At 68.6% G+C, this 22,292-nt stretch carries 15 protein-coding genes; 6 read left to right on the top strand and 9 right to left on the bottom strand.

The features are described 5' to 3' along the window. Positions 1–22: 22 nt before the first annotated feature. From U4012_RS24725 to U4012_RS24715, 3 genes are all read left to right on the top strand, one after another. Complete coding sequence (locus U4012_RS24725) at positions 23–517, top strand: hypothetical protein (RefSeq protein ID WP_321802047.1); 495 nt, start codon at positions 23–25, stop codon at positions 515–517. Positions 518–562: 45 nt separating this feature from the next. Beyond that, on the top strand, positions 563–994 hold the full coding sequence (cadR, locus tag U4012_RS24720) for a Cd(II)/Pb(II)-responsive transcriptional regulator (protein ID WP_014895515.1): 432 nt from the start codon (positions 563–565) through the stop codon (positions 992–994). Positions 995–1,062: 68 nt separating this feature from the next. After that, positions 1,063–1,635 carry a PadR family transcriptional regulator gene (locus tag U4012_RS24715; protein WP_321802046.1) on the top strand — a complete coding sequence of 191 codons (573 nt, stop codon included), beginning with the start codon at positions 1,063–1,065 and terminating at the stop codon, positions 1,633–1,635. A gap of 24 nt (positions 1,636–1,659) precedes the next feature. Here the strand turns inward: U4012_RS24715 and U4012_RS24710 are convergent, their stop codons facing one another. The 4 genes from U4012_RS24710 to U4012_RS24695 all read right to left on the bottom strand — a co-directional run bounded on the left by U4012_RS24710 (position 1,660) and on the right by U4012_RS24695 (position 6,055). Beyond that, positions 1,660–3,090 (bottom strand): FAD-binding oxidoreductase, encoded by a 1,431-nt coding sequence (locus U4012_RS24710; protein ID WP_321802045.1) that lies wholly within the window; start codon positions 3,088–3,090, stop codon positions 1,660–1,662. A gap of 13 nt (positions 3,091–3,103) precedes the next feature. After that, complete coding sequence (locus U4012_RS24705; RefSeq protein WP_321802044.1) at positions 3,104–3,892, bottom strand: ABC transporter substrate-binding protein; 789 nt, start codon at positions 3,890–3,892, stop codon at positions 3,104–3,106. Between the two features lie 113 nt (positions 3,893–4,005). Then, the gene (locus tag U4012_RS24700) at positions 4,006–5,160 is read right to left on the bottom strand and encodes a pyridoxal phosphate-dependent aminotransferase (RefSeq protein WP_124667288.1); all 1,155 of its coding nucleotides are present in this window, start codon (positions 5,158–5,160) and stop codon (positions 4,006–4,008) included. A 226-nt stretch (positions 5,161–5,386) separates the two neighbouring features. Then, entirely contained in the window at positions 5,387–6,055 is a 669-nt protein-coding gene (locus U4012_RS24695; protein ID WP_321802043.1) for a TetR/AcrR family transcriptional regulator, read from the bottom strand. Between the two features lie 73 nt (positions 6,056–6,128). Here U4012_RS24695 and U4012_RS24690 point away from each other — a divergent pair, with 73 nt between their 5' ends. Together U4012_RS24690 and U4012_RS24685 are read left to right on the top strand one after the other, a co-directional pair. Next, positions 6,129–7,781, top strand: a complete 1,653-nt coding sequence (locus U4012_RS24690; RefSeq protein WP_321802042.1) for an acyl-CoA dehydrogenase family protein — start codon at positions 6,129–6,131, stop codon at positions 7,779–7,781. 33 nt (positions 7,782–7,814) lie between these two features. Further along, positions 7,815–9,329 carry a class I adenylate-forming enzyme family protein gene (locus U4012_RS24685; RefSeq protein ID WP_321802082.1) on the top strand — a complete coding sequence of 505 codons (1,515 nt, stop codon included), beginning with the start codon at positions 7,815–7,817 and terminating at the stop codon, positions 9,327–9,329. Positions 9,330–9,434: 105 nt separating this feature from the next. On the opposite strand, the gene U4012_RS24680 is transcribed toward U4012_RS24685, so the two are convergent. From U4012_RS24680 to hemE, 4 genes are all read right to left on the bottom strand, one after another. Then, complete coding sequence (locus U4012_RS24680) at positions 9,435–10,574, bottom strand: branched-chain amino acid ABC transporter substrate-binding protein (protein WP_321802041.1); 1,140 nt, start codon at positions 10,572–10,574, stop codon at positions 9,435–9,437. A gap of 84 nt (positions 10,575–10,658) precedes the next feature. Beyond that, complete coding sequence (gene putA, locus U4012_RS24675; RefSeq protein WP_321802040.1) at positions 10,659–14,591, bottom strand: trifunctional transcriptional regulator/proline dehydrogenase/L-glutamate gamma-semialdehyde dehydrogenase; 3,933 nt, start codon at positions 14,589–14,591, stop codon at positions 10,659–10,661. Positions 14,592–15,061: 470 nt separating this feature from the next. Continuing rightward, positions 15,062–17,323: a primosomal protein N' gene (locus U4012_RS24670; RefSeq protein WP_321802039.1), complete on the bottom strand. Its 2,262-nt coding sequence runs from the start codon at positions 17,321–17,323 to the stop codon at positions 15,062–15,064. Positions 17,324–17,768: 445 nt separating this feature from the next. Then, positions 17,769–18,863 carry a uroporphyrinogen decarboxylase gene (gene hemE, locus U4012_RS24665; protein ID WP_311766328.1) on the bottom strand — a complete coding sequence of 365 codons (1,095 nt, stop codon included), beginning with the start codon at positions 18,861–18,863 and terminating at the stop codon, positions 17,769–17,771. Positions 18,864–19,012: 149 nt separating this feature from the next. Between hemE and U4012_RS24660 the strand changes: the two genes are divergently transcribed. Continuing rightward, on the top strand, positions 19,013–19,825 hold the full coding sequence (locus U4012_RS24660) for a transporter substrate-binding domain-containing protein (protein ID WP_321802038.1): 813 nt from the start codon (positions 19,013–19,015) through the stop codon (positions 19,823–19,825). Between the two features lie 728 nt (positions 19,826–20,553). Here the strand turns inward: U4012_RS24660 and U4012_RS24655 are convergent. Further along, a complete protein-coding gene (locus tag U4012_RS24655) occupies positions 20,554–22,281 on the bottom strand; it encodes an AMP-binding protein (protein ID WP_321802037.1) in 1,728 nt (575 codons plus the stop codon). Positions 22,282–22,292: the final 11 nt, after the last annotated feature.

The raw sequence follows: 22,292 nt of genomic DNA, 5'->3' as shown, positions 1-22,292 counted from the left end.
GCGCGCAGCAGGCACCGGCCGCGTGGTCGTGATCGTGGTCGTGATCGTGGTCGTGATCGTGGTCGTGATCGTGGTCGTGATCGTGATCGTGATCGTGATCGTGATCGTGATCGTGATCAGCATGGTCATGCGCGGCATGGTCGTGTGCCGCGTGGTCGTGCGAGCACGCCGCGCCGTGCCCGTGCCCGTCGTCGTGCGCGTGGCCGTGCGCATCGCCATGCCCGTCGCCGTGCGCGTGGCCGGCACGGTCACCGTGGTCGTGCCCGGCGAGGTTCGCAGATGCCTGATCGTGGTCATGGTCGTGGCCGCATCCGCGCGACTGCCCGTCGCGCGCCGCCGCGTCGCCGTGCGCGTGCTCGCCGGCCGCCGACGCCGCGTCGCCAACGGTCGCCGCCTGCGGGTCGCGCGCATCGGCGCAGCAGGTCTCGGCGCCGCCGGCATGACGGTGTCGTGGGTCGTGGGTACGCTGCGCGTCGGTCATGACAACCTCCTCTATGGCTTGACGGAGTACAGTTAACACCCTGAAGCCACTACAAGGTCAACCCTTGCAAAGGAGAAAGCCATGAAGATCGGCGAACTGGCCAAGGCGGCCCGCTGCACGCCCGAGACGATCCGCTTCTACGAGAAGGAGGGGTTGATGCCGGATGCGGAGCGCACCGATTCGAACTACCGCAACTACACCGACGTGCACGTCGAGCGGCTGCGCTTCATCCGCAACTGCCGCGCGCTCGACATGGCGCACGACGAAATCCGCGCGCTGCTGCAGCTCACCGACACGCCGGCCGACCCATGCGATTCGATCAATGCGCTGCTCGACGAACACATCGGCCACGTCGATGCGCGCCTCGCGGAACTGACGCATCTGCGCGACCAGCTCACCGAATTGCGCCGCCAGTGTGTCGGCGAACATTCGGTCGAGGACTGTGGAATCGTGCACGGTCTCGCGACGATGGAAACCGTCGCGCCGGCCGCAAAGCGCTCGCACCTCGGCTGAAACCCTTGCGGAATATGATAGTCTAGTGGATACTAGTTATATTATTACTAGACATAACATAACTATTCATGTCGACAAGCCGCCCGTCTCCGCTCACACTCGCGGTCCTCGCGACGCTCACCGAAACGCCGATGCATCCATACGGAATGCTGCAGCAGTTGAAGGCCCGCGGCTACGACGAAGTCGTCAACGTGCGGCAGCGCACGAGCCTGTATCAGACGATCGACCGGCTGCTGCGCGACGGGTTGATCGCCGTGCACGACACCGAGCGCGACGGCGCGTTTCCCGAGCGCACGCTGTACACGCTGACCGAAGCCGGACATACGGCCGGCCAGGCATGGCTGCATGCGCTGCTCGCGGAGCCCGCGCGCGAGTTTCCGGCATTCGGCGCCGGCCTCGCGTTCCTGCCGCTGCTCGATGCCGACGATGCACGCCGGCAACTCGAGCGACGCATCGCCGCGCTCGAAGCCGAACGCGAACGTCTCGAGTCGCTGCGCAACGCCGCGCAGAACGACCAGGTGCCGCGCCTGTTCCTGCTGCACAACGAGCATGCGCTCGTGCTGCTGAACGCGGAACTCGACTGGGCGCGCAGCGTCGTCGAACACCTGAAGATCGGCGCGCTGCGCTGGGTCGACGGCTGACGCGCAGCCATCGACGCGCGTCGCTCAAAGCACCTTGCCGGGGTTGAGCACGCCGACGGGATCGAGCGCGGCCTTCAGGCGCCGCATCAGGCCGATTTCCGCTTCGCTGCGCGTGTGCGCGAGATAGGCGCGCTTGAGCATGCCGATGCCGTGCTCCGCCGACACCGAGCCGCCCATGTCCCGGACGACCGTGTACACGCAGCGATCGATCGCATCGGCGTTGGCGTCGCCCATGCCGTCGAGCGATACGCCGACATGCACGTTGCCGTCGCCGACGTGGCCGAAGAAGAGACACACGATGTCGGGCCAGGCCGCGCGCAATGCCGCTTCGCAGCGCTCGGCGAACAGGCCGAGTTCGCCCGTCGGCAGGCTCACGTCGAAGTTCACCAGATGCGGCAGCGCATCGATTGCGAGCCCTTCGCGCAGCGTCCACAAGTCGCGCGCCTGCCGCTCCGACGTCGCCAGCGCCGCATCGTCCACGAGCCCCGCGTCGATCGCATCCGCCAGGCCGTTTTCCAGCGCCGCGCGCGCATCGCCGCCCGGTGCGCTCGTCGCGCACTCGATCAGCACCGCGAAGCCGCCGTCGCCCGCGAACGGCGCGACGACGCCGGGCGTATGACGCGCCACGTAGTCGTAGAAGGCCGGCCACATCGCTTCGAAACTGACGAGCTCGGGCAGTGCGCGCAGACGGTTCCACAACCCGACCACGGCATCGTAGCCGTGCACGCGACAGAGCGCGGTGGCCGGCGCGGCCAGCTTCGGATGCAGCCGCAGCACGGCACGCGTGACGATGCCGAGCGTGCCTTCGCTGCCGATGAACAGCTGCTTCAGGTCGTAGCCCGCGTTGTTCTTCAGCATCCGGTTCATCGACGACACGACGGTGCCGTCGGCGAGCACGGCTTCCAGGCCGAGCACCTGCTCGCGCATCATGCCGTAACGGATCGCGCGCGTGCCGCCCGCGTTGGTCGCGAGCATGCCGCCGATCTGGCACGAACCGCGCGCGCCGAGATCGACGCCGAACGTGAAACCCGCCGCGTCCGCTGCCTCCTGCACCGTCTGCAGCGGCGTCCCGGCGCGCACCGTCATCGTGCCCGCCGCCGCGTCGATCGACTCGACGCCCGCGAAACGCTCCATCGACAGCACGATCTCGCCGCCCAGCGCGACCGCGCCGCGCGCGAGCCCGGTGAGGCCGCCCTGCGGCACGACCGGCTGCCCGAGCCGCGTGCACAGCGCGAGCGTGCGCGACACGTCGTCGACGCTGCGCGGCCGCACCAGCGCACGCGGCCGCACGCCGGCCGGCTCGTTGTACGCGGTGAAGTAGCGCGGATCGATCTCGGCCGCCCGCGTGACCAGCGTGTCGCCCAGCGCGGCGACGAGCGCCGCCTCGAGCGCGTCGGCCGCCGGCGCGGCTACATCGTGGCCGCCACGCGCGGCGGCCGTCTCCAGGCTCTGCATCGTGCGCGTCCGCTTACTTGGTGGAGATGTCGATGTCGCCGAAGTACTTCTGGCCGAGCGACTTCACCGTGCCGTCCGCCTTCAGCTTGTCGATCGCCGCATCGAGCTTCCCCTTCAGCGCGTCGTCGCCCTTGCGCAGGCCGAACGCGATCCCGCTGCCGAGAATCCGGTCGTCGCGCACCGGCTGGCCGACGAACGTGAAGCCCTTGCCGTCCGGGCGCGACAGGAAGCCGCGCTGGCCGGCCGGCGCGAGCACCAGCGTCGCGTCGAGGCGGCCCGACACGAGGTCGGTATACACCTGGTTCTGGTCCTGGTACGCGACGATCGACACGCCGGCCGGCTCCCAGTGCGCCTTCGCGTAGGTTTCCTGGATCGACGCCTGCAGCACGCCGACGCGCTTGCCCTTCAGCGCTTCCGGCGTCGGCAGCAGGCCGCTGCCGGTGCGCGCGATCAGCTGCGTCGGCACGCGGTAGATGATCGTCGTGAAGTCGATCGCCTGGCGCCGCTGCTCGGTCGCGTTCATCGCCGAGTTGATCGCGTCGAACTTGCGGCCCTGCAGCGCGGGAATGAGCCCGTCGAACGACGTCTCGACCCACTTGCACGACAGCTTCGCGGTCTGGCAGACGGCGTTGCCGACGTCGATGTCGAAGCCCTGCAGGTCGCCGTTCGGCGCCTTCGACTCGAACGGCGGATATTGCGCCTCGAGGCCGAAACGCAGCGTTTGCCCGTCGGCCGATGCCGCGCCGGAGCCGAGCGCGCACGCGAATGCGAACGCGAGTTTGAGGGTGTGTGCATGCTTCATCGTGATCTCCTGGCTGGCCGGTCGGCGCCGCGCTTCGGCACGTGCGCCGGTCCCGTCCGTGACTTTCGGTGCGACGTACACGTCGCCTGCTTGGGTGCGGGCCGCGCCCGCGATTACAGCGAACGCAACCGCCGCGCGCCCTCGATCAGCGTCGCGTCGTCCTTCGAGAAACTGAGGCGGATCACGCCCGCGTCGGTGCCGTCGGTGTAGAACGCCGACAGCGGAATCGTCGCGACGCGCGCATCGCGGATCAGGCGCAGCACGAAGTCGCTGTCGCGCTCGTCCGAGAAGTGGCGGAACCGCGCGAGCATGAAGAACGAGCCTTCGCTCGGCAGCAGCTCGAAGCGCGACCCGGCCAGCTCGCGCGCCAGCAGGTCGCGCTTGGCCTGGTAGAACGCCGACAGGCCGAGATAGCTTTCCGGCCGCGCGAGGATCTCCGCGAACGCGACCTGCATCGGCGTATCGGCCGAAAACACCATGAACTGGTGCACCTTGCGGATCTCGTCCATCAGTTCGGCCGGCGCGACGCAATGCCCGACCCGCCAGCCCGTCACGTTGAACGACTTGCCGAACGACGACACGATCACGCTGCGCTCGGCCAGCTCGCGGTGACGCGCGACGCTCTGGTGCTGCGCACCGTCGAACACGACGTGCTCGTAGACCTCGTCCGACAGCACCACGATGCCGGTATCGCGCGTGAGCTGCGCGAGCCGTTCGAGATCGTCGGCGGAGAACACGGTCGCGGTCGGGTTGTGCGGCGTATTGACGACGATCATCCGCGTGCGCGGCGTGATCGCGGCGGCCACTTCGTCCCAGTTCACGCGGAAATGTTCGGGCGACAGCTTGATCGCGACCGGCGTCGCGCCCTGCATCCGCACGATCGGCGCATAGCTGTCGAACGACGGCTCGAAATAGATCACTTCGTCGCCCGGATGCACGAGCGCGCTGATCGCCGCGTAGAGCCCCTCGCTCGCGCTCGCGATCACCGTGATCTCGGTGCCCGGGTCGTAGCGCGTGCCGTACAGCGCCTCGGTCTTCTCCGCGAGCCGTTCGCGCAGCGACGCGAGGCCGGCCATCGGCGCGTACTGGTTGTGGCCGTCGCGCATCGCGCGCGCGACGCCGTCGACGAGCGCCGGATCCGGCGCGAAATTCGGCGCGCCCTGCGACAGGTTCAGCGCATCGTGCTGTGCGGCAAGCTGGCCGATCACCGTGAAGATCGTCGTCCCGACGTCCGGCAGTTTCGAACGGGGCCTGGTGGCGCTTCGCATGAGTTCTCCTTCTGATGTCCTTCGGGCCGGCCCGTGCGATGCGCGCGGCCGGTCTCATCGGGAATGATTTAGCCCGAGCCAATATCGGCGGACAACCGAAAGTTCGTCATGGCGGCCATGCGTTTTTCTCATGAGCGGCCATACGCTTGGTCGACGCCAAGGCCGAATGAGCAGCAATGCATGCGAATCCGGCATTTCCCCTGGACGCGCGCGGCCACGCCGCGCGTTACGCGCCCGCGGCCGCCAGATAGGCGCTCAGCACGGCGTGCAACTCGCCGCGCAACGCTTCGAGGTCCAGTGCCGGCCCGAGCGTGAGCAGCGCCTGGGACACGCCGCCGTAGCAGACCGCATGCGCCATCCGGGCGATCCCGTCGAGCCGCGCGGCCGGCGGCGGATCGGCGGCCTGCGCGAGCGCGTCGCGCCACAGCGCGACAAAGGCGTCGTAATGCCGCCGGTACGCGGCGAGCGGCGACACCTGCCGCTCCAGTGCGAAGAACGCGCTCCACAACGCGGCGTCGGCGCCGATCGCGTCGACCTGCAGGTCGGCGAGCGCGGCCGCGAGCTCGGCGCGCGGCGCGCCGCGCAGCCCATGCGCCGCATCGCGCAGCCGGTCGGCCAGCGCCAGCACGCGCCGGTGGATGCACAGCGCGGCGAGGCTCTGCTTGTCGCCGAAGTATTCGTAGAAGGTGCCGACGCTCACGCCCGCGACGGCCGCGATCTCGCGAATCGTCGCCTTCGCGTAGCCGCGCTCGAGCAAAAGCTGAACGAAGGCCTGCTGGAGCGCGTCGGACGTGGCCTGCGCGCGCGACTGGCGCGGCCGGCGACGCAGCGCGGGCGCGGGTTGCGCCGCCGGCTGGCCGGGCGGCGCCGGAACCTGAACATGTCGCGGCGGCATATTTGCTACTCTGAAATTCAGCGGAAACGCGTTTGACCGGCAGACCGCGACGCACGAGACCGGAGACAGCCCGATGACCGAATCGACCCGAGACGTCACGAACCAGTTCGACGAACTGGTCGACTATAACCTCTTCGCCACCGACGTCGCGCTGCGCGACGCACTCGCCCGCGCGGGCGCCGACTGGGCCGTGCCGCGGCTCGACGCGTACGGCGCGCGACTCGGCAGCGCCGACACCGCACAGCTCGCCGACGAAGCGAACCGCCACGCGCCGGAACTGAACGCGTTCGACCGGCGCGGCCGGCGCATCGACCGCGTCGACTTCCATCCGGCCTGGCACACGCTGCTCGGCATGTACCGCAACGAAGGCTTCGTGTCGCTCGCATTCCGCGACACGCGCCCCGGCCGCTGGGCCGCGACCGCGGCCGGCTTCTACCTGCACGGCCAGATCGAGGCCGGCACGCTGTGCCCGGCGACGATGACGCAAGCCGCGATTCCGGTGCTGCAGAAGGAGCCGGCGCTGTGGGGCCTGCTGCGCGACAGGCTGTACAGCGACGACTACGATCCGCGCGACGTGCCGGTCGCCGACAAGCGCTCGATCTGGTTCGGCATGGGGATGACCGAGAAACAGGGCGGCTCCGACGTGCGCGCGAACACGACGCTGGCGACCCCGGTCGGCGCGGGCGGGCGCGGCGGCGAATACCGGCTGCGCGGCCACAAGTGGTTCTTTTCCGCGCCGATGTGCGACGCGCACCTGGTCGTCGCGCGCACCGAAGCGGGCAGCCCGTCGTGCTTCTACGTGCCGCGCTGGCGGCCCGACGGCACGAAGAACGCGGTCGAGATCCAGCGGCTGAAGAACAAGATCGGCAACCGCAGCAATTCGAGCAGCGAAATCGAGCTGAACGACGCATGGGGGATCATGCTCGGCGACGAAGGCCGCGGCATTCCGACCATCATCGAGATGGCCACCTACACGCGGCTGAACTGCGTGCTCGGCAGCGCGGCGATGCTGCGCCAGGGCGTCGTGCAGGCGATCGCGTACACGCGGCGGCGCCACGCGTTCGGCCGCGCGCTCGCCGAGCAGCCGCTGATGCGCACCGTGCTCGCCGATCTCGCGCTCGAAAGCGAGGCCGCGCTCGTGCTCGCGATGCGCCTCGCCGACGCGTTCGAGCGCGACGACGCGCCGCGCGAACGCGCGTGGAAGCGGATCGTCACGCCCGCCGCGAAATTCTGGGTCTGCAAGCGCGCGGTCGAGCTGACCGGCGAGGTGATGGAGGTGTTCGGCGGCAACGGCTACGTCGACGACGGCCCGATCGCGCGCCTGTTCCGCGAAGCGCCGGTCAACTCGATCTGGGAAGGCTCCGGCAACGTGATGTGCCTCGACGTGCTGCGCGCGGTGTCGCGCGAGCCCGACGCGGCCGCGGCGCTGCTCGCCGAACTGGCCGACCTCGGCGCTGGCGAACCGCGCATCCGCGCGGCGCTCGATACGCTGCGCGCGATGCTCGCGGCGCCGGCCGACACGCTCGAGGCGTCGGCCCGGGTGTTCGCGCAACGGCTCGCGCTGGTCGCGCAGGCGTGCCTGCTGCGGCGCGACGCGCCTGCGTTCGTCGCCGACGCATTCGTCGCGACCCGGCTTGCCGCGCCCGACTGGGGCCGCATCGCGGGCGGCTTCGACCCGCACGCGTTCGACGTCGGCGCGCTGCTGCAGCGCGCGTACCCGGCCTGACGCGCCCGCTCGTCCTCCTCGCGTGGAGCCATGATGAACCTCGTCGCCGCCCTCGACCGCGCCGCCCGTGCGACGCCCGACAAGCCGTTCCTGATCCACGACGACACGGCGATCACGTACGCCGCCGCGCGCGAGCGCTCGCATCGCGCGGCGGCCGTGCTGAGCGCACTCGGCGTCGCGGCCGGCGACCGCGTCGCCGCGATGTGCCTGAACACGCCCGCGTTCGTCGACCTGATGTTCGGCGCGTGGCGGCTCGGCGCCGCGTTCGTGCCGATCAACCACAAGCTGCAGGCGCCGGAAGTCGACTACGTGCTCGAGCACAGCGGCAGCAAGGTGCTCCTGTTCGACGCGGCGCTCGCGCCGGTGCTGGCGCGCGTGATCCATCCGGTGCGGCGGCTCGTCACCGAAGGCGACGCCGCCGGCACGCCGAACTTCGACGCGATGTGCGCGGCGATGGACGGCGTCGCGGGCATCGAGCCGGCCGACGGCGACGTCGCGCAGATCCTCTACACGTCCGGCACGACCGGCCGCCCGAAAGGCTGCGTGCACAGCCATCGCGCCGTGACGCTCGCAGCGATGCAGGCGGCGCTCGCGACCGGCATCGGCCGTAACGAACGCACGCTGATGGCGATGCCGATCTGGCATTCGTCGCCGCTGAACAACTGGTTCGGCGGCACGCTGTACGCAGGCGGCACCGTCGTGCTGCTGCGCGAATACCATCCGCTGCGCTTCCTGCAGGCCGTCGAGCGTGAGCGCGTGACGCTGTATTTCGGCGCGCCGGTGTCGTATACGCTGCCGCTCGACACGATCGAGCGCTTCGCGGCGTTCGACCTGTCGAGCGTGCGCGCATGGCTGTACGGCGGCGGCCCGATCGGCGCCGCGAAGGCCGAACGGCTCGCGCATGCGTATCGCAGCAACGCGTTCTTCCAGGTGTACGGAATGACGGAAACGGGCCCGGCCGGCACCACGCTGTATCCGGACGAACAGATCGCGAAGGCCGGCTCGATCGGTCGCCAGGGCGGCCCCGGCGTCGACCTGCGGGTCGTGCGGAGCAACGGCGCCGACGCGCTGCCGGGCGACACCGGCGAGATCTGGCTGAAGGCCGACAGCATGATGCTCGGCTATCTCGACGACCCGGCCGCGACGCGCGCCGCGTTCGCGCCGGACGGCTGGTATCGCACCGGCGACATCGCGCGGATCGATCAGGATGGCTACCTGTTCATCGTCGACCGGCTGAAGGACATGATCGTGACGGGCGGCGAGAACGTCTATTCGAAAGAAGTGGAGGACGTGCTCGACGCGCATCCGGACATCGCGGAAGCGGCCGTCGTCGGCGTCCCGCATCCGGAATGGGGCGAGACGGTCGTCGCGCACGTCGTGCCGCGCGCGGGCGCCGCGCCCGATGCGGATGCGCTGCGCGCGTTCTGCGGCGAGCGGCTCGCCGCGTACAAGATTCCGCGCGAATTCGTGTTCGCGGAAACACTGCCGCGCACGCCGACCGGCAAGCTGCAGAAGTTCCTGCTGCGCACGCGGCGCGAGCGCGAGTAACGCCGAAGCCAAAGAAAAAGCCACCGGACCCGACGGCCCGATGGCTTTTTCGCACGCGATGCGGGACGGGGCATTGCGACGCCCCCGCCCGCGCTCACGCCATGCTTACTTGCCGCCGATGCTCTTCAGCGGCTTCCACTCGCCCTTCTCGACCTTGTACATCGTGATGCCGCCGTTCTTCAGGTCGCCCTTCGCGTCGTACGCGACGTGCGACGACGTGACGCCGGCCATGTCGGTCTTCGCGAGCACCGGCAGGTACTTCGCCGGATCGGTCGAATCGGCCTTCTTCATCGCGTTGAGCATCGCCATCGCGCCGTCGTACGCGTACGGCGAGTACGTCTGCACGTCTTCGCCGAAGCGCTTCTTGTACTTGTCGGCGTAGGTCTTGCCGCCCGGCATTTCTTCGAGCGGCAGGCCTGCCAGCGATGCGATCGTGCCGTCGGCCGCGTTGCCCGCGATCTTCAGGAACGTCGGCGTCTTCACCATTTCGCCGCTCATCAGCGGTGCGGTGATGCCGAGCGTCTTCATCTGCTTGACCATCGGCGCTGCCTGCGAATCCGCGCCGCCGTAGTAGACGAGGTCCGGCTTCGCGGCCTTCAGCTTGGTCAGGATCGCCTTGAAGTCGACCGCCTTGTCGTTCGTGAATTCACGGTCGACGATCGTCGCGCCGCCGGCCTTCGCGGCCTTCTCGAACTGGTCGGCGAGACCCTGGCCGTAGGCCGTGCGGTCGTCGACGATCGCGATCTTCTTCATGCCGAGATCCTTCGACGCGAAGGTGCCCGCCACCGAGCCCTGCTGCGTGTCGGACGTCATCATGCGGAAGGTCGTCTTGTAACCCTGCTGCGTGTATTCCGGCGCCGTCGCCATCGCGATTTCCGGAATGCCGGCGTTCGCGTAGATGCGCGAAGCGGGAATCGTCGTGCCCGAGTTGAAGTGGCCGAGCATGCCCTTGATGCCGTCGTCGACGAGCTTCTGCGCGACCGTCGTGCCGGTGCGCGGGTCAGCCTGGTCGTCCTGCGTCTCGAGCACGAACTTCACCGGCTTGCCGCCGATCTTCGGGCCGGTCGCGTTGAAGTCTTCCAGCGCGAGCGCGATCCCGTTCTGCATATCCTTGCCGTAGTGAGCCTGGGCGCCCGTCATCGGCCCTGCATAACCGATCTTCACGTCATCCGCATGGGCCGTCCCCGCCAGCGACATGACAGCGACGAACGTCGCGCCTGCCAGCTTTTTCATCGTGTGTTGCATAGCTTCTCCTTGGTACCAGGGTAAATGGAGCGGCTTCGGGATCGCCTTGCCGCTTCCTTTGATTGATCCGAACGGCAAGGATGGTCAGCCGATCGTCATCAAATTCGCATTGCCGCCCGCCGCGGCCGTGTTCACGCTCACCGAGCGCTCGGTCAGCAGGCGCTCGAGCGCGTAGTCTTCCGCGTCGCCGTTCTCGAACGCGCCCGCCGACACGCCCTGCACCGACACGATCGGGCCCGGCCGCTGCGCGACGTCCTTCACGAGCGTCTGCAGCTCGTCGCTGTCGCCTTCGAACAGCACCGCGTCGAACGGCGCGTCGGCCTGCTTGCGCACGGCCGCATGCGCCTTCAGCGCAGCCGGCAGCGCGGCCACCAGCGCCTCGCCCGCGGCACCGGCGAACAGTGCGCGGTTGCCGGTCGCCAGCACCGCCGCGAACTGCGCGCGCGCGCCGCTCGGCGTTGCCGCGACACACAGCACCGTGCCGCGCGGGCCGAGTGTATACGTGTTTCGCTCGCCGGTCGGGCCGGTCAGCACCGCGGTCGCACCGGCCGGCACCTGCGCCAGGTAGCCGTCGCAGCGGGCGGCCAGCGCCGGTTCGCGCTGCTCGATCAGCCAGTCGCGCAGCGCGGTCAGCGCGGTCGCCGGGTTGCTGCGCTGTTCGCCATCGACCGCGCCGTCCGCGATCAGCGTCTGCGCGAGCGAACGCGGCAGGCCCGACGGACGCGTCGCGAGCAGGCGCTGCAGGTACAGCGCGCCGCCGGCCTTCGGGCCCGTGCCCGACAGCCCTTCGCCGCCGAACGGCTGCACGCCGACCACCGCGCCGATCACGTTGCGGTTCACGTAGATGTTGCCGACGTGCGCGTTCGAGATCACGTGCGCGATCGTCTCGTCGATCCGCGTGTGGATGCCGAGCGTCAGGCCGTAACCCGTCGCGCGGATCTGTTCGAGCAGCTTGTCGAGCTGGCTGCGGCGATAGCGCACGACGTGCAGCACGGGGCCGAACACTTCGCGCTTCAGCTCGTCGATGCTGCCGATCTCGATCAGCGTCGGCGGCACGAACGTGCCGTGCGCGCAGGCTTCCGGCGACGGCAGCTGCGTGACCGCGTGGCCCTTGTCCTTCATCGTCGCGACGTGCGTGTCGATCGTCTGCTTCGCTTCGGCGTCGATCACCGGGCCGACGTCGGTCGACAAGCGGTCCGGGTTGCCGAGCGCCAGCTCGTGCATCGCGCCCTTGAGCATCGTCAGCGTGCGGTCCGCGACATCGTCCTGCAGACACAGAACGCGCAGCGCCGAACACCGTTGACCGGCCGAGTCGAACGACGACTGCATCACGTCCGCGACGACCTGCTCCGCGAGCGCCGACGAATCGACGATCATCGCGTTCTGGCCGCCCGTTTCCGCGATCAGCGGAATCGGCTTGCCGTCCGGGTCGAGGCGCGCGGACAGCGTCTTGTTGATCAGGCGCGCGACTTCGGTCGAGCCGGTGAACATCACCGCGCGCGTGCGCGGATCGGCGACCAGCGCCGCGCCGACGGTCTCGCCGGTGCCCGGCAGCAGCTGCACCGCGCCGGCCGGCACGCCGGCCTCGCGCAGCAGGCGCACGGCCTGGGCCGCGATCAGCGGCGTCTGTTCGGCCGGCTTCGCGAGCACCGTGTTGCCGGCCGCGAGCGCGGCGGCGACCTGCCCCATGAAGATCGCGAGCGGGAAGTTCCACGGGCTGATGCAGACCACGGGGCCGAGCGGACGGTGCGTGTCGTTCGAGAATTCGTCGCGGATCTGCGCCGCGTAGTAGCGCAGGAAGTCGACCGCTTCGCGGATTTCGGCGATCGCGTTCGGCAGCGACTTGCCGGCTTCGCGCACGATCAGGCCCATCAGCGTGTGCATCTGCGCTTCGAGCAGGTCGGCCGCGCGCACCAGGCAGTCGGCACGCGCATCGACCGGCGTCGCCTGCCAGATCGGTGCGGCGGCCACCGCGTGCGCGAGCGCCGCGCTCACGTGCTCGGCCGTCGCCTCGCTGACCGTGCCGACGATGTCGCGCTGGTCGGCCGGGTTGCGCACGTCGCGCGCGGGGGCGTCGGCGAGCGCGTCGTCGGCGAGCATCGGCGCCGCGCGCCACGGATGATGCGCGCTCGCGAGCAACGCGGACGACAGCGACGCGAGACGGTGTTCGTTCGACAGGTCGAGGCCCATCGAGTTGGGACGCTCGTCGCCGTACAGGTGGCGCGGCAGCGGAATCTTCGCGTGCGGCGCGCCGAGCGGCACGACCTTCGACGCCTCGTCGACCGGATCGGCGACCAGTTCCTTCACCGACACGGTTTTATCCGCGATGCGGTTCACGAACGACGTGTTCGCGCCGTTCTCCAGCAGGCGGCGCACCAGGTACGCGAGCAGCGTTTCATGCGTGCCGACCGGCGCATACACGCGGCACGGACGGTTCAGCTTGTCGCGGCCCGTGACTTCCTCGTACAGCGGCTCGCCCATCCCGTGCAGGCACTGGAATTCGTACTGGCCCGGGTAGTAGTTCTGGCCCGCCAGGTGATAGATCGCGGCCAGCGTGTATGCGTTGTGCGTCGCGAACTGCGGGTAGACGGCGTCGGGTGCCGCGAGCAGTTTCTTCGCGCACGCGAGATACGACACGTCCGTGTAGATCTTGCGCGTGTAGACCGGATAGCCTTCGAGGCCGTCGACCTGCGCGCGCTTGATTTCGGTGTCCCAGTACGCGCCCTTGACGAGGCGGATCATCAGGCGGTGACGGCTGCGGCGCGCGAGGTCGATCAGGTAGTCGATCACGAACGGGCAACGCTTCTGGTAACCCTGCACGACGAAGCCGATGCCGTTCCAGCCCGCGAGTTCCGGATCGAAGCACAGCGCTTCCAGCAGGTCGAGCGACAGCTCGAGACGGTCGGCTTCTTCCGCGTCGATGTTCAGGCCGATGTCGTAGCGGCGCGCGAGCAGCGCGAGCGCACGCACGCGCGGCAGCAGCTCGCTCATCGTGCGGTCCTGCTGCGAGCGCGAGTAGCGCGCGTGCAGCGCCGACAGCTTGATCGAGATGCCCGGGCCTTCGTAGATGCCGCGGCCGCCGGCCGCCTTGCCGATCGCGTGGATCGCCTGTTCGTACGACGCGTAGTAGCGCTGCGCGTCCTCTTCGGTCGTCGCCGCTTCGCCGAGCATGTCATACGAGTAGCGGAAGCCGCGCGCTTCGTACTTGCGGCTGTTGGCCAGGGCCTCGGAAATCGTCTCGCCGGTGACGAACTGCTCGCCCATCAGGCGCATCGCCATGTCCACGCCCTTGCGGATCAGCGGCTCGCCGCCGCGGCCGATCAGGCGCGTGAGCGCCGACGACAGGCCCGCTTCGCTGTTGGTCGTCACGAGCTTGCCGGTGATCATCAGCCCCCAGGTCGCCGCGTTCACGAAGAGCGACGGCGCGTGGCCGACGTGCGAACGCCAGTCGCCCTTGCTGATCTTGTCGCGAATCAGCGCATCGCGGGTCGCGCGGTCGGGGATCCGCAACAGCGCTTCGGCCAGACACATCAGCGCGACGCCTTCCTGGCTCGACAGCGAGAACTCGTGGATCAGCCCTTCGACGCCGCCGCCCGAGCTCTTCTCGCGCAGCGCCTCGACGAGCTGCGTCGCGAGCGTCTGCACGTCGGCCTGCAGGTTCGCCGGCAGGCGCGCCTGGCCGAGCAGGAACGGCACGCATTCCGGTTCGGGGCGGCGATACGCGGCCGTGATCGCCGCGCGCAGCACCGATTGCGGCTGCACGTTCTGGGCGAACTCGAGGAACGGATGCGGCGAGTTGTCGTCGTCACCGTCCGGCGTCTGGCCGTCGGCGAGCTCCGTCACGCCGCTGCTGCCCGACAGTTCGGGCGGCAGCTGGCCGTGCTCGATCCGCTCGAGGTACGCGAAGATCGCCTGCTTGATCAGCCAGTGGGGAGTGCGCTCGAGACGCGCTGCCGCGTCTTTCAGGCGCGAGCGGAGAAGGTCGTCGACTTTGACGCCAAGAGTCGTGCTTGCCATGGTGGGTTCGTGCGCCGGTGCGAGCCCGGCAATGTGGTGTGAGAGGATGCGCGAAATCCTACGGCACGCAATAAAAAGGTGCAACCGAATTAAGAGATTGGTTGCACCTCGAAGTTACTCAATATAATCAGCCACTTATAAGGTTGCAACCTAGGGGTTGCCCGTGGTCGGTGGATCGGTGTTTTCCCTGATCGAGGGCGAGTTGGCGCGCGTGGGCAACCTTCGGTGTGCGCGGCGGAGGGGAAAGACGGGTTGCACTGGGCGGGTCGGCGGGTACCGCGGGCAGGTTTGGAACGCGCCCTGCGGAGATCGCATGCCGCTCGGCGCGGGCGGCGGGCGGCGGGCGGCAGCTCGGCAGCTCGGCAGCTCGGCAGCTCGGCAGCTCGGCAGCTCGGCAGCTCGGCAGCTCGGCGGGTCGACGGCTCGGTACCGGGGAAGCGGCGCGCGGCGCACGACCGCTGCCGCGCCGCTCAGATACCCAGTGGATCGACCTCGACGCTCCACCGCAGCACGCCCTTCAGCGCGCGCAGTTCCGGCTGCCATGCGCGCAGCGCGTGCTGCAGCGCGGCCCGCGACGCGCTTTCGAGCAGCAGCTGCGCGCGGTGGACGTTCGCGACCTTCACGATCGTCATCGGCACCGCGTCGTACACGGTCACGCGATCGGCACCCGGCAGCCCCGGCAACGCAGCCGCGGCCTGCAGCAGGAACGCGAGCGCCGCGTCGAGCGTGCGCCCCTCGGCGCGCAGCAGCGCCTGGTAGACGAACGGCGGCAGGTGCGCGTCGCGGCGCTCGCCGAGCGTCGAATTCGCGAAGCCGACGTAATCCTGCCGGCCGAGCGCGTGATACAGCGCGTGACGCGGATAACGCGTCTGCACCAGCACCTCGCCCGGCAGCCCCGCGCGCCCCGCGCGGCCGCTCACCTGCATCAGCTGCGCGAACAGCCGCTCGCTCGCGCGGAAGTCGTGCGAGAACAGCGCGGTGTCGGCATTGAGCACGCCAACGAGCGATACGCGCTGGAAATCGTGCCCCTTCGCGATCATCTGCGTGCCGACCAGGATGTCGACTTCACCGGCGTGCACATCCGAGAACAGCGCCTGCGCACTGCCCTTGCGCCGCGTGCTGTCCGCGTCGATCCGCAGGATCCGTGCGCCCGGCACGGCCTCGGCGAGCGCCTCCTCGATGCGCTGCGTGCCGCGCCCGAGCGGCGCGATGTCGACGTTCCCGCATTCCGGGCACGAACGCGGAATGCGCGCTTCCCAGCCGCAGTGATGGCAGCGCAACGCGTGCTCGGGTTTGTGCAGCACGACATAGGCGCTGCAGCGCGGGCAACCGGCGACCCAGCCGCACGCGTCGCACGCAAGCTGCGGTGCGTAGCCGCGCCGGTTCAGGAACACGAGGCTCTGCTCGCCGCGCTCGAGCCGCGCCTTCAGCGCCGCGACGAGCGGCCCCGACAGCCCGCCCATCGACGCGCGCCCGCGCCGCCGCTCCTCTTCGAGATCGATCAGCCGCACGGTCGGCAGCGTCGCGTCGGCCACCGCGCGGCGCGACAGCGTGAGTCGCGTGTAGCGCCCCTGCTCGGCCTGCCACCAGGTCTCGAGCGACGGCGTCGCCGAACCGAGCACGACCGGAATGCCGAGATGCTTCGCGCGCCACACCGCGAGATCGCGCGCCGAATAGCGCAGCCCTTCCTGCTGCTTGTACGCGGGCTCGTGCTCCTCGTCGACGACGATCAGCGCGAGCGTCGGCAGCGACGCGAGCACCGCGAGCCGCGTGCCGAGCACGATCCGCGCGCGGCCCGTATGTGCGGCGAGCCAGTTGCGCGCCCGTTCGCCTTCGGCGAGCCCGCTGTGCAGCGTGACGATCGCGTCGTCGGCGAGCGTGCCTGCGAAGCGCGCGCGAAACGCGGCCTCGAACTGCGGCGTCAGGTTGATTTCGGGCACGAGCACGAGCGCCTGCGCGTCGGGCCGCGCATCGAGCAACGCGGCGAGCGCATGCAGATACACCTCGGTCTTGCCGCTGCCGGTCACGCCATGCAACAGGAACGGCGCGAAGCCCTGCGCGGCGCGGATCGCGTCGAGCGCCTCGGCCTGCTGGTCAGTGAGCGCCGGCGGCACAGCTCGTCCACCGGTTGTCGACAGGTTATCCACAGCTTTGGGCACAGGCGCGTCGGCCCAGCCGATTTCCTCGATCGCGACCCAGCCGCGCGCCGCCCAGTCGTCGAGCGTGGTCGCCGCCTTCGGATGCAATGCGCGCGCATCGGGCAGCGTCAGCGAATCGGTGTCGGCGAGTGCCTGCGCGAGCCGCCGCAGCGCGGCCCCGCGCGCGGGCAGTGCGTCGGGCAGCGCCGCGCGGCCGGCTTCGGTCAGCCGGTGACGCACCTCGGGCGCCAGCAGCCGCCCCCAGCGCTCCGCGTCGCGCAGCGCCTGCGGCAACGCAGGCAGCGCGACTTCACCGCGACCGCGCTGGTAGTAGTCGGCCGCGAAGGAGACGAGCGCAAGCCAGTCCGGCGCCAGCGGCGGCAGCTCGGTGCAGATCGCGTCGATTGCCCGCAAGCGGGACGGCGGCACGTCGGTGTGAGTCGTCACTTCGCAGACGAGGCCGACGACCTGCCGCTTGCCGAACGGCACCTGCACCAGGGTGCCTGGCTCGGGCGCCGGCTGGACGTCGCAGCGGTAGTCGAACAGGGTGGCGAGCGGATGGTCGAGGGCGACCCGCAGGTAGGTGCCGTCCATCACCGCGCTCCGGCGGCGCACAGCGCACGGACGACTTGCATCCGAGTCCGCATCACGGTGACGGACTTAAAGTAAAACTTCAGATTCGGCGCTAAGTTTTGGATTCGCATTAGGAATCGCCGTATACCCTGACCAGCCTGTGGATAACTTTGTTGAGAACTCCCCGTCCAATCGCCGCAAAGCGCGCGGGGCCGTGCTTTCCGCTGTTTCCGGCCGCCGTGTGCCGCGCCCCGCGGAGCCTTATTCCATAAGGCTGCTATTCAAATTACCCAACCATAGCGAGACAATTCGACCGATGCAGGGCTCTACCGCGCTGCAACGTGGAAAATGTGCATAAGTCAAGTCTTGACAAGCGATGGATCGGCAACCGGGGCGGGGTTGCGCCCTGTTTAGCGCCGACAGCGAAACGCCGTCATCCCGCAGTGCAGCATGACAACGCTTGCGCTCAGCCCGCCGCTCCGCTACGAATCTTGCGGCTGTGCGTGTGTACTTCGTCGACGAGTTCGGCGACGTGGTCGGGCGACGTGAACTGCGAGATGCCGTGGCCGAGGTTGAATACGTGGCCGGGATGATTACCGTAGCTGTCGAGTACCGCGCGCGCCTGCTCGCGCACGGCGGCCGGCGGCGCAAACAGGATCGTCGGGTCGAGGTTGCCCTGCAGCGCAACGCGCCCCGCGACACGTTCGCGTGCGGCGCCGAGGTTGACCGTCCAGTCGAGCCCGACCGCGTCGACGCCGGTCGCCGCGATTTCCTCGAGCCACAGCCCGCCGCCCTTCGTGAACGTGATCACCGGCACGCGCTCGCCGTCGTGCTCGCGCTTCAGTTGCGCGACCACGCGACGGATGTAGTCGAGCGAGAAGCGCTGGTATGCGCCGTCCGCCAGCGCGCCGCCCCACGTATCGAAGATCATCACGGCCTGCGCGCCGGCTTCGATCTGCGCGTTCAGGTACGCGGCCACGGCCTGCGCGTTCACGTCGAGGATGCGGTGCATCAGGTCGGGGCGCGAATACGCCATCGACTTCACCGTGCGGAAGTCGTCCGACCCACCGCCTTCGACCATGTAGCACGCGAGCGTCCACGGGCTGCCCGAGAAGCCGATCAGCGGCACGCGCTGGCGGCCCTGGCCGTCGGTCAGCGCGCGGCGAATCTCGCGCACGGCGCCCGTCACGTAGCCGAGCGTTTCCTCGATGTCGGGCACCGCGAGCTTCGCGACATCGGCCTCGGTGCGCACCGGATGCGCGAACTTCGGCCCTTCGCCGACCTGGAAGTCGAGGCCGAGGCCCATCGCGTCGGGAATCGTCAGGATGTCCGAGAACAGGATCGCGGCGTCGAGCGGGAAGCGCTCGAGCGGCTGCAGCGTCACTTCGGTCGCGTAATCGGGATTCTTCGCAAGGCCGAGGAAGCTGCCGGCGCGCGCGCGCGTCGCGTTGTACTCGGGCAGGTAGCGGCCAGCCTGGCGCATCAGCCAGATCGGCGTGTAGTCGGTCGGCTCGCGCAGAAGCGCACGCAGGAAGGTGTCGTTGAGCAGGGTATGGGCCACGGTAGGAGCGACGATGCGAAGGCAAAGCGGCATTTTACCGGAGCGGGGCCGCACGGCTGCGTATGTCGATGCGATGGCGGCCATATGACGCGCGCGATGGCTCCGTTATGATCGGACGCTGATATCGAACCGATCCACGGAGGAGACCGATGAAGACATTTGCCACGCGCGCCGCGCTCGCCGCCGCCACCCTGCTTTGCTGCGCCGCCGCGCACGCGCAGGGTACGACCGCGACCGCACCGTCGTCCGCGGCCGCGGCCGGCTCGCGGCTCGACGACGTGCTCGCACGCGGCACGCTGCGCGTGTGCACGACGGGCGACTACAAGCCGTATTCGTACTACCGGAGCGACAGCCGCTTCGAGGGCATCGACATCGACATGGCCGAGTCGCTCGCGAAATCGCTCGGCGTGAAGGCCGACTTCGTGAAGACGAGCTGGTCGAACCTCACCAACGACTTCGTTGCGAAGTGCGATATCGCGGTCGGCGGCGTATCGACGACGCTCGAGCGCCAGAAGCGCGTGTTCTTCACGCAGCCGTACGTGGTCGACGGCAAGACGCCGATCGTGCGTTGCGCGGACGCCGACAAGTACCAGACCGTCGCGCAGATCGACCGGCCCGAGACCCGCGTGATCGTGAACCCGGGCGGCACCAACGAGCGCTTCGCGAAGCAGTTCTTCACGCACGCGAACCTGACCGTCTACCCTGACAACGTGACGATCTTCAAGCAGATCCTCGCGGGCAAGGCGGACGTCATGGTGACGGACGCATCCGAGACGCTGCTGCAGCAAAAGCTGAATCCGGGCCTGTGCTCGGTGCATCCGGACAAGCCGTTCCAGTTCGGTGAAAAGGCGTACATGGTGCCGCGCGGCGACGTCGTGTTCCAGCAGTACGTCGACCAGTGGCTGCACCTCGCGCTGTCGACCGGCGAATACCAGGCGATCGCCGACAAGTGGCTGAAGTAAGCGCGATCGCGGGCGGCAACGGCGGCCGATAGCAGACAACGCCGCCGCTATCGCAGCAGGCGAACGGGGCGCGGGCGGCGGTATGGCCGTCCGCCGCCCCCCCGTTACACACGGCGCGGGGGGCTGAAGACGTAAAACCGCGAAAATTGGCCGAATAGCCGACTACCGCGCGCCGATCACGTTTCAAAATCTTTCTGACGAATGAATCGTCATATGCGATATGTGCCGCGCGATGCACATTCGGGCGTGTAAATCGGCCATTCACCGATGCCGATACGCATGAAAAACGCATTATGTGCAACCGCTGAAAACTCTGCGGAAAAGATGGGTAAATATGACCTTTTTCAGGACCCCGAAAACAGCAAAAAATCCCGGAAAGCCTTATCTGGCGGGCGTTACAACCTGAAACACTTTGTTACCGCGAGGGGTGAGCAATTCGCCCACAATGGCCTCAACGGTTTCAACACGGATGCGGTCTCGTGTGCCAAGTGTGAGCGGACGCGAAGCGCTGCGAGCCAGTCGGTCACGTACCGAAGCCCTTCCGAGGGGCATCCCTGTTGGAGTCGTTTCCGGCCCCCCGCCGGATCCGGTTTCATCTTTGGTCTCCTCGCGCTAACCCCGTAGCGTGTGGTTTTTAGCGGGCTAATAAGCCCGCTTTTTTTCGTCCATCGAAAACGCAACGGCCCGCAGGCCGCCGCGTTTTTTCCTGCCGCCGGCCAACCGGCCTCTCACGCGGTCTTCTGCACGTCCAGCTTCAGTTCCTCGATCATCCGGTCGCGCATCACGAACTTCTGCACCTTGCCCGTCACCGTCATCGGCAGCTCGTCGACGAAGCGGATGTAGCGCGGAATCTTGTAGTGTGCGATCTGGCCGTTGCAGAACGCGCGCACGTCGTCCTCGGTCATCTGCTCGTCCGCGCGCAGCACGATCCACGCGCACAGCTCCTCGCCGTATTTCGGATCCGGCACGCCGAACACCTGCGCGCTCTGAATCTTCGGATGCCTGAACAGAAATTCCTCGATCTCGCGCGGATACACGTTCTCGCCACCGCGGATCACCATGTCCTTCAGCCGACCGACGATATTGCAATAGCCGTCCGCGTCGAGCGTCGCCAGGTCGCCCGTATGCATCCAGCCGTCGACCAGCACCTCGCGCGTCTTCGCGTCGTCGTCCCAATAGCCGAGCATCACCGAATAGCCCTTCGTGCACAGCTCGCCCGTCGCGCCGACCGGCACGATCTCGCCGTTCGGATCGACGATCTTCACCTCCAGGTGCGGCTGGATGCGCCCGACCGTCGTCGTGCGCTTCTCGAGCGGATCGTCGGTCGAGCTCTGGAACGACACGGGGCTCGTCTCCGTCATCCCGTACGCGATCGTGATCTCGCGCAAATGCATCTGCGACACGACGCGCTTCATCGTCTCGATCGGGCACGGCGAGCCGGCCATGATGCCGGTGCGCAGCGTCGACAGGTCGAACTTCGCGAAGTCCGGATGATCGAGTTCCGCGATGAACATCGTCGGCACGCCGTGCAGCGCGGTACAGCGTTCGTCGGCCACGGCCGCGAGCGTCGCGACCGGATCGAACGCCTCGCCGGGGAATACCATCGCCGCGCCCTTCGACACGCACGCGAGCACGGCCAGCACCATCCCGAAGCAGTGATACAGCGGCACCGGGATGCACAGCGAGTCCTGCTCGGTGAAACGCATCGCCGCCGCGATCGAGCGTGCGTTGTTGACGACGTTGCGGTGCGTGAGCGTCGCGCCCTTCGGGCTGCCGGTCGTGCCGCTCGTGAACTGGATGTTGATCGGCTCGGTGGCCACGAGCGTCGCGCCGATCGCGTCGAGCCGCGCGACATCGAGCGTGTCGCGGCCGCGCGCCATCACGTCCGCGAAGCGGAACATGCCGGCCGGCGCCGCCTCGCCCATCGAAACGATCGTTCGCAGGCTCGGCACGCGCGCCGCATGCAGGTCGCCCGGCGTCGCGCTCGCGAGCTCCGGCGCGATGGTCTGCAGCATCTCGACGTACGCGGACGTCTTGAAGCGCTCGGCCGCGATCACGGCCTTGCAGCCCACCTTGTTCAGCGCGTATTCGAGTTCCGCGAGCCGGTAGGCCGGATTGATGTTGACGAGCACCGCGCCGATGCGCGCGGTCGCGAACTGCGTGAGCAGCCATTCGCTGCGGTTCGGCGACCAGATGCCGACGCAGTCGCCCTTCACGATCCCGAGCGCGGCGAGGCCCGCCGCGAGCACGTCGACCTCGTGTGCGAATTCGCGCCAGGTCCAGCGCACCTGCTGTTCGCGGAACACGACGGCCGGACGATCGGGAAAGCGGCCGGCCGTGTCGAGCAGGAACCGGCTGATCGTCGCTTCGGATAGCGGCACGTCGGTCGCGCCGCGCACGTACGACAGTCCGTTTTCGGGCGCGATCAGCGCCCCCTTGCCAAGGTCTGCTGCCATCGATGTCTCCG

Source organism: Burkholderia sp. BCC1988, from assembly GCF_905339895.1.
In the GTDB taxonomy this organism is placed as follows: Bacteria; Pseudomonadota; Gammaproteobacteria; order Burkholderiales; family Burkholderiaceae; genus Burkholderia.
The sequence above is the reverse complement of the archived record's forward strand: the minus strand, read 5'-3'. Positions and strand labels throughout refer to the sequence as shown.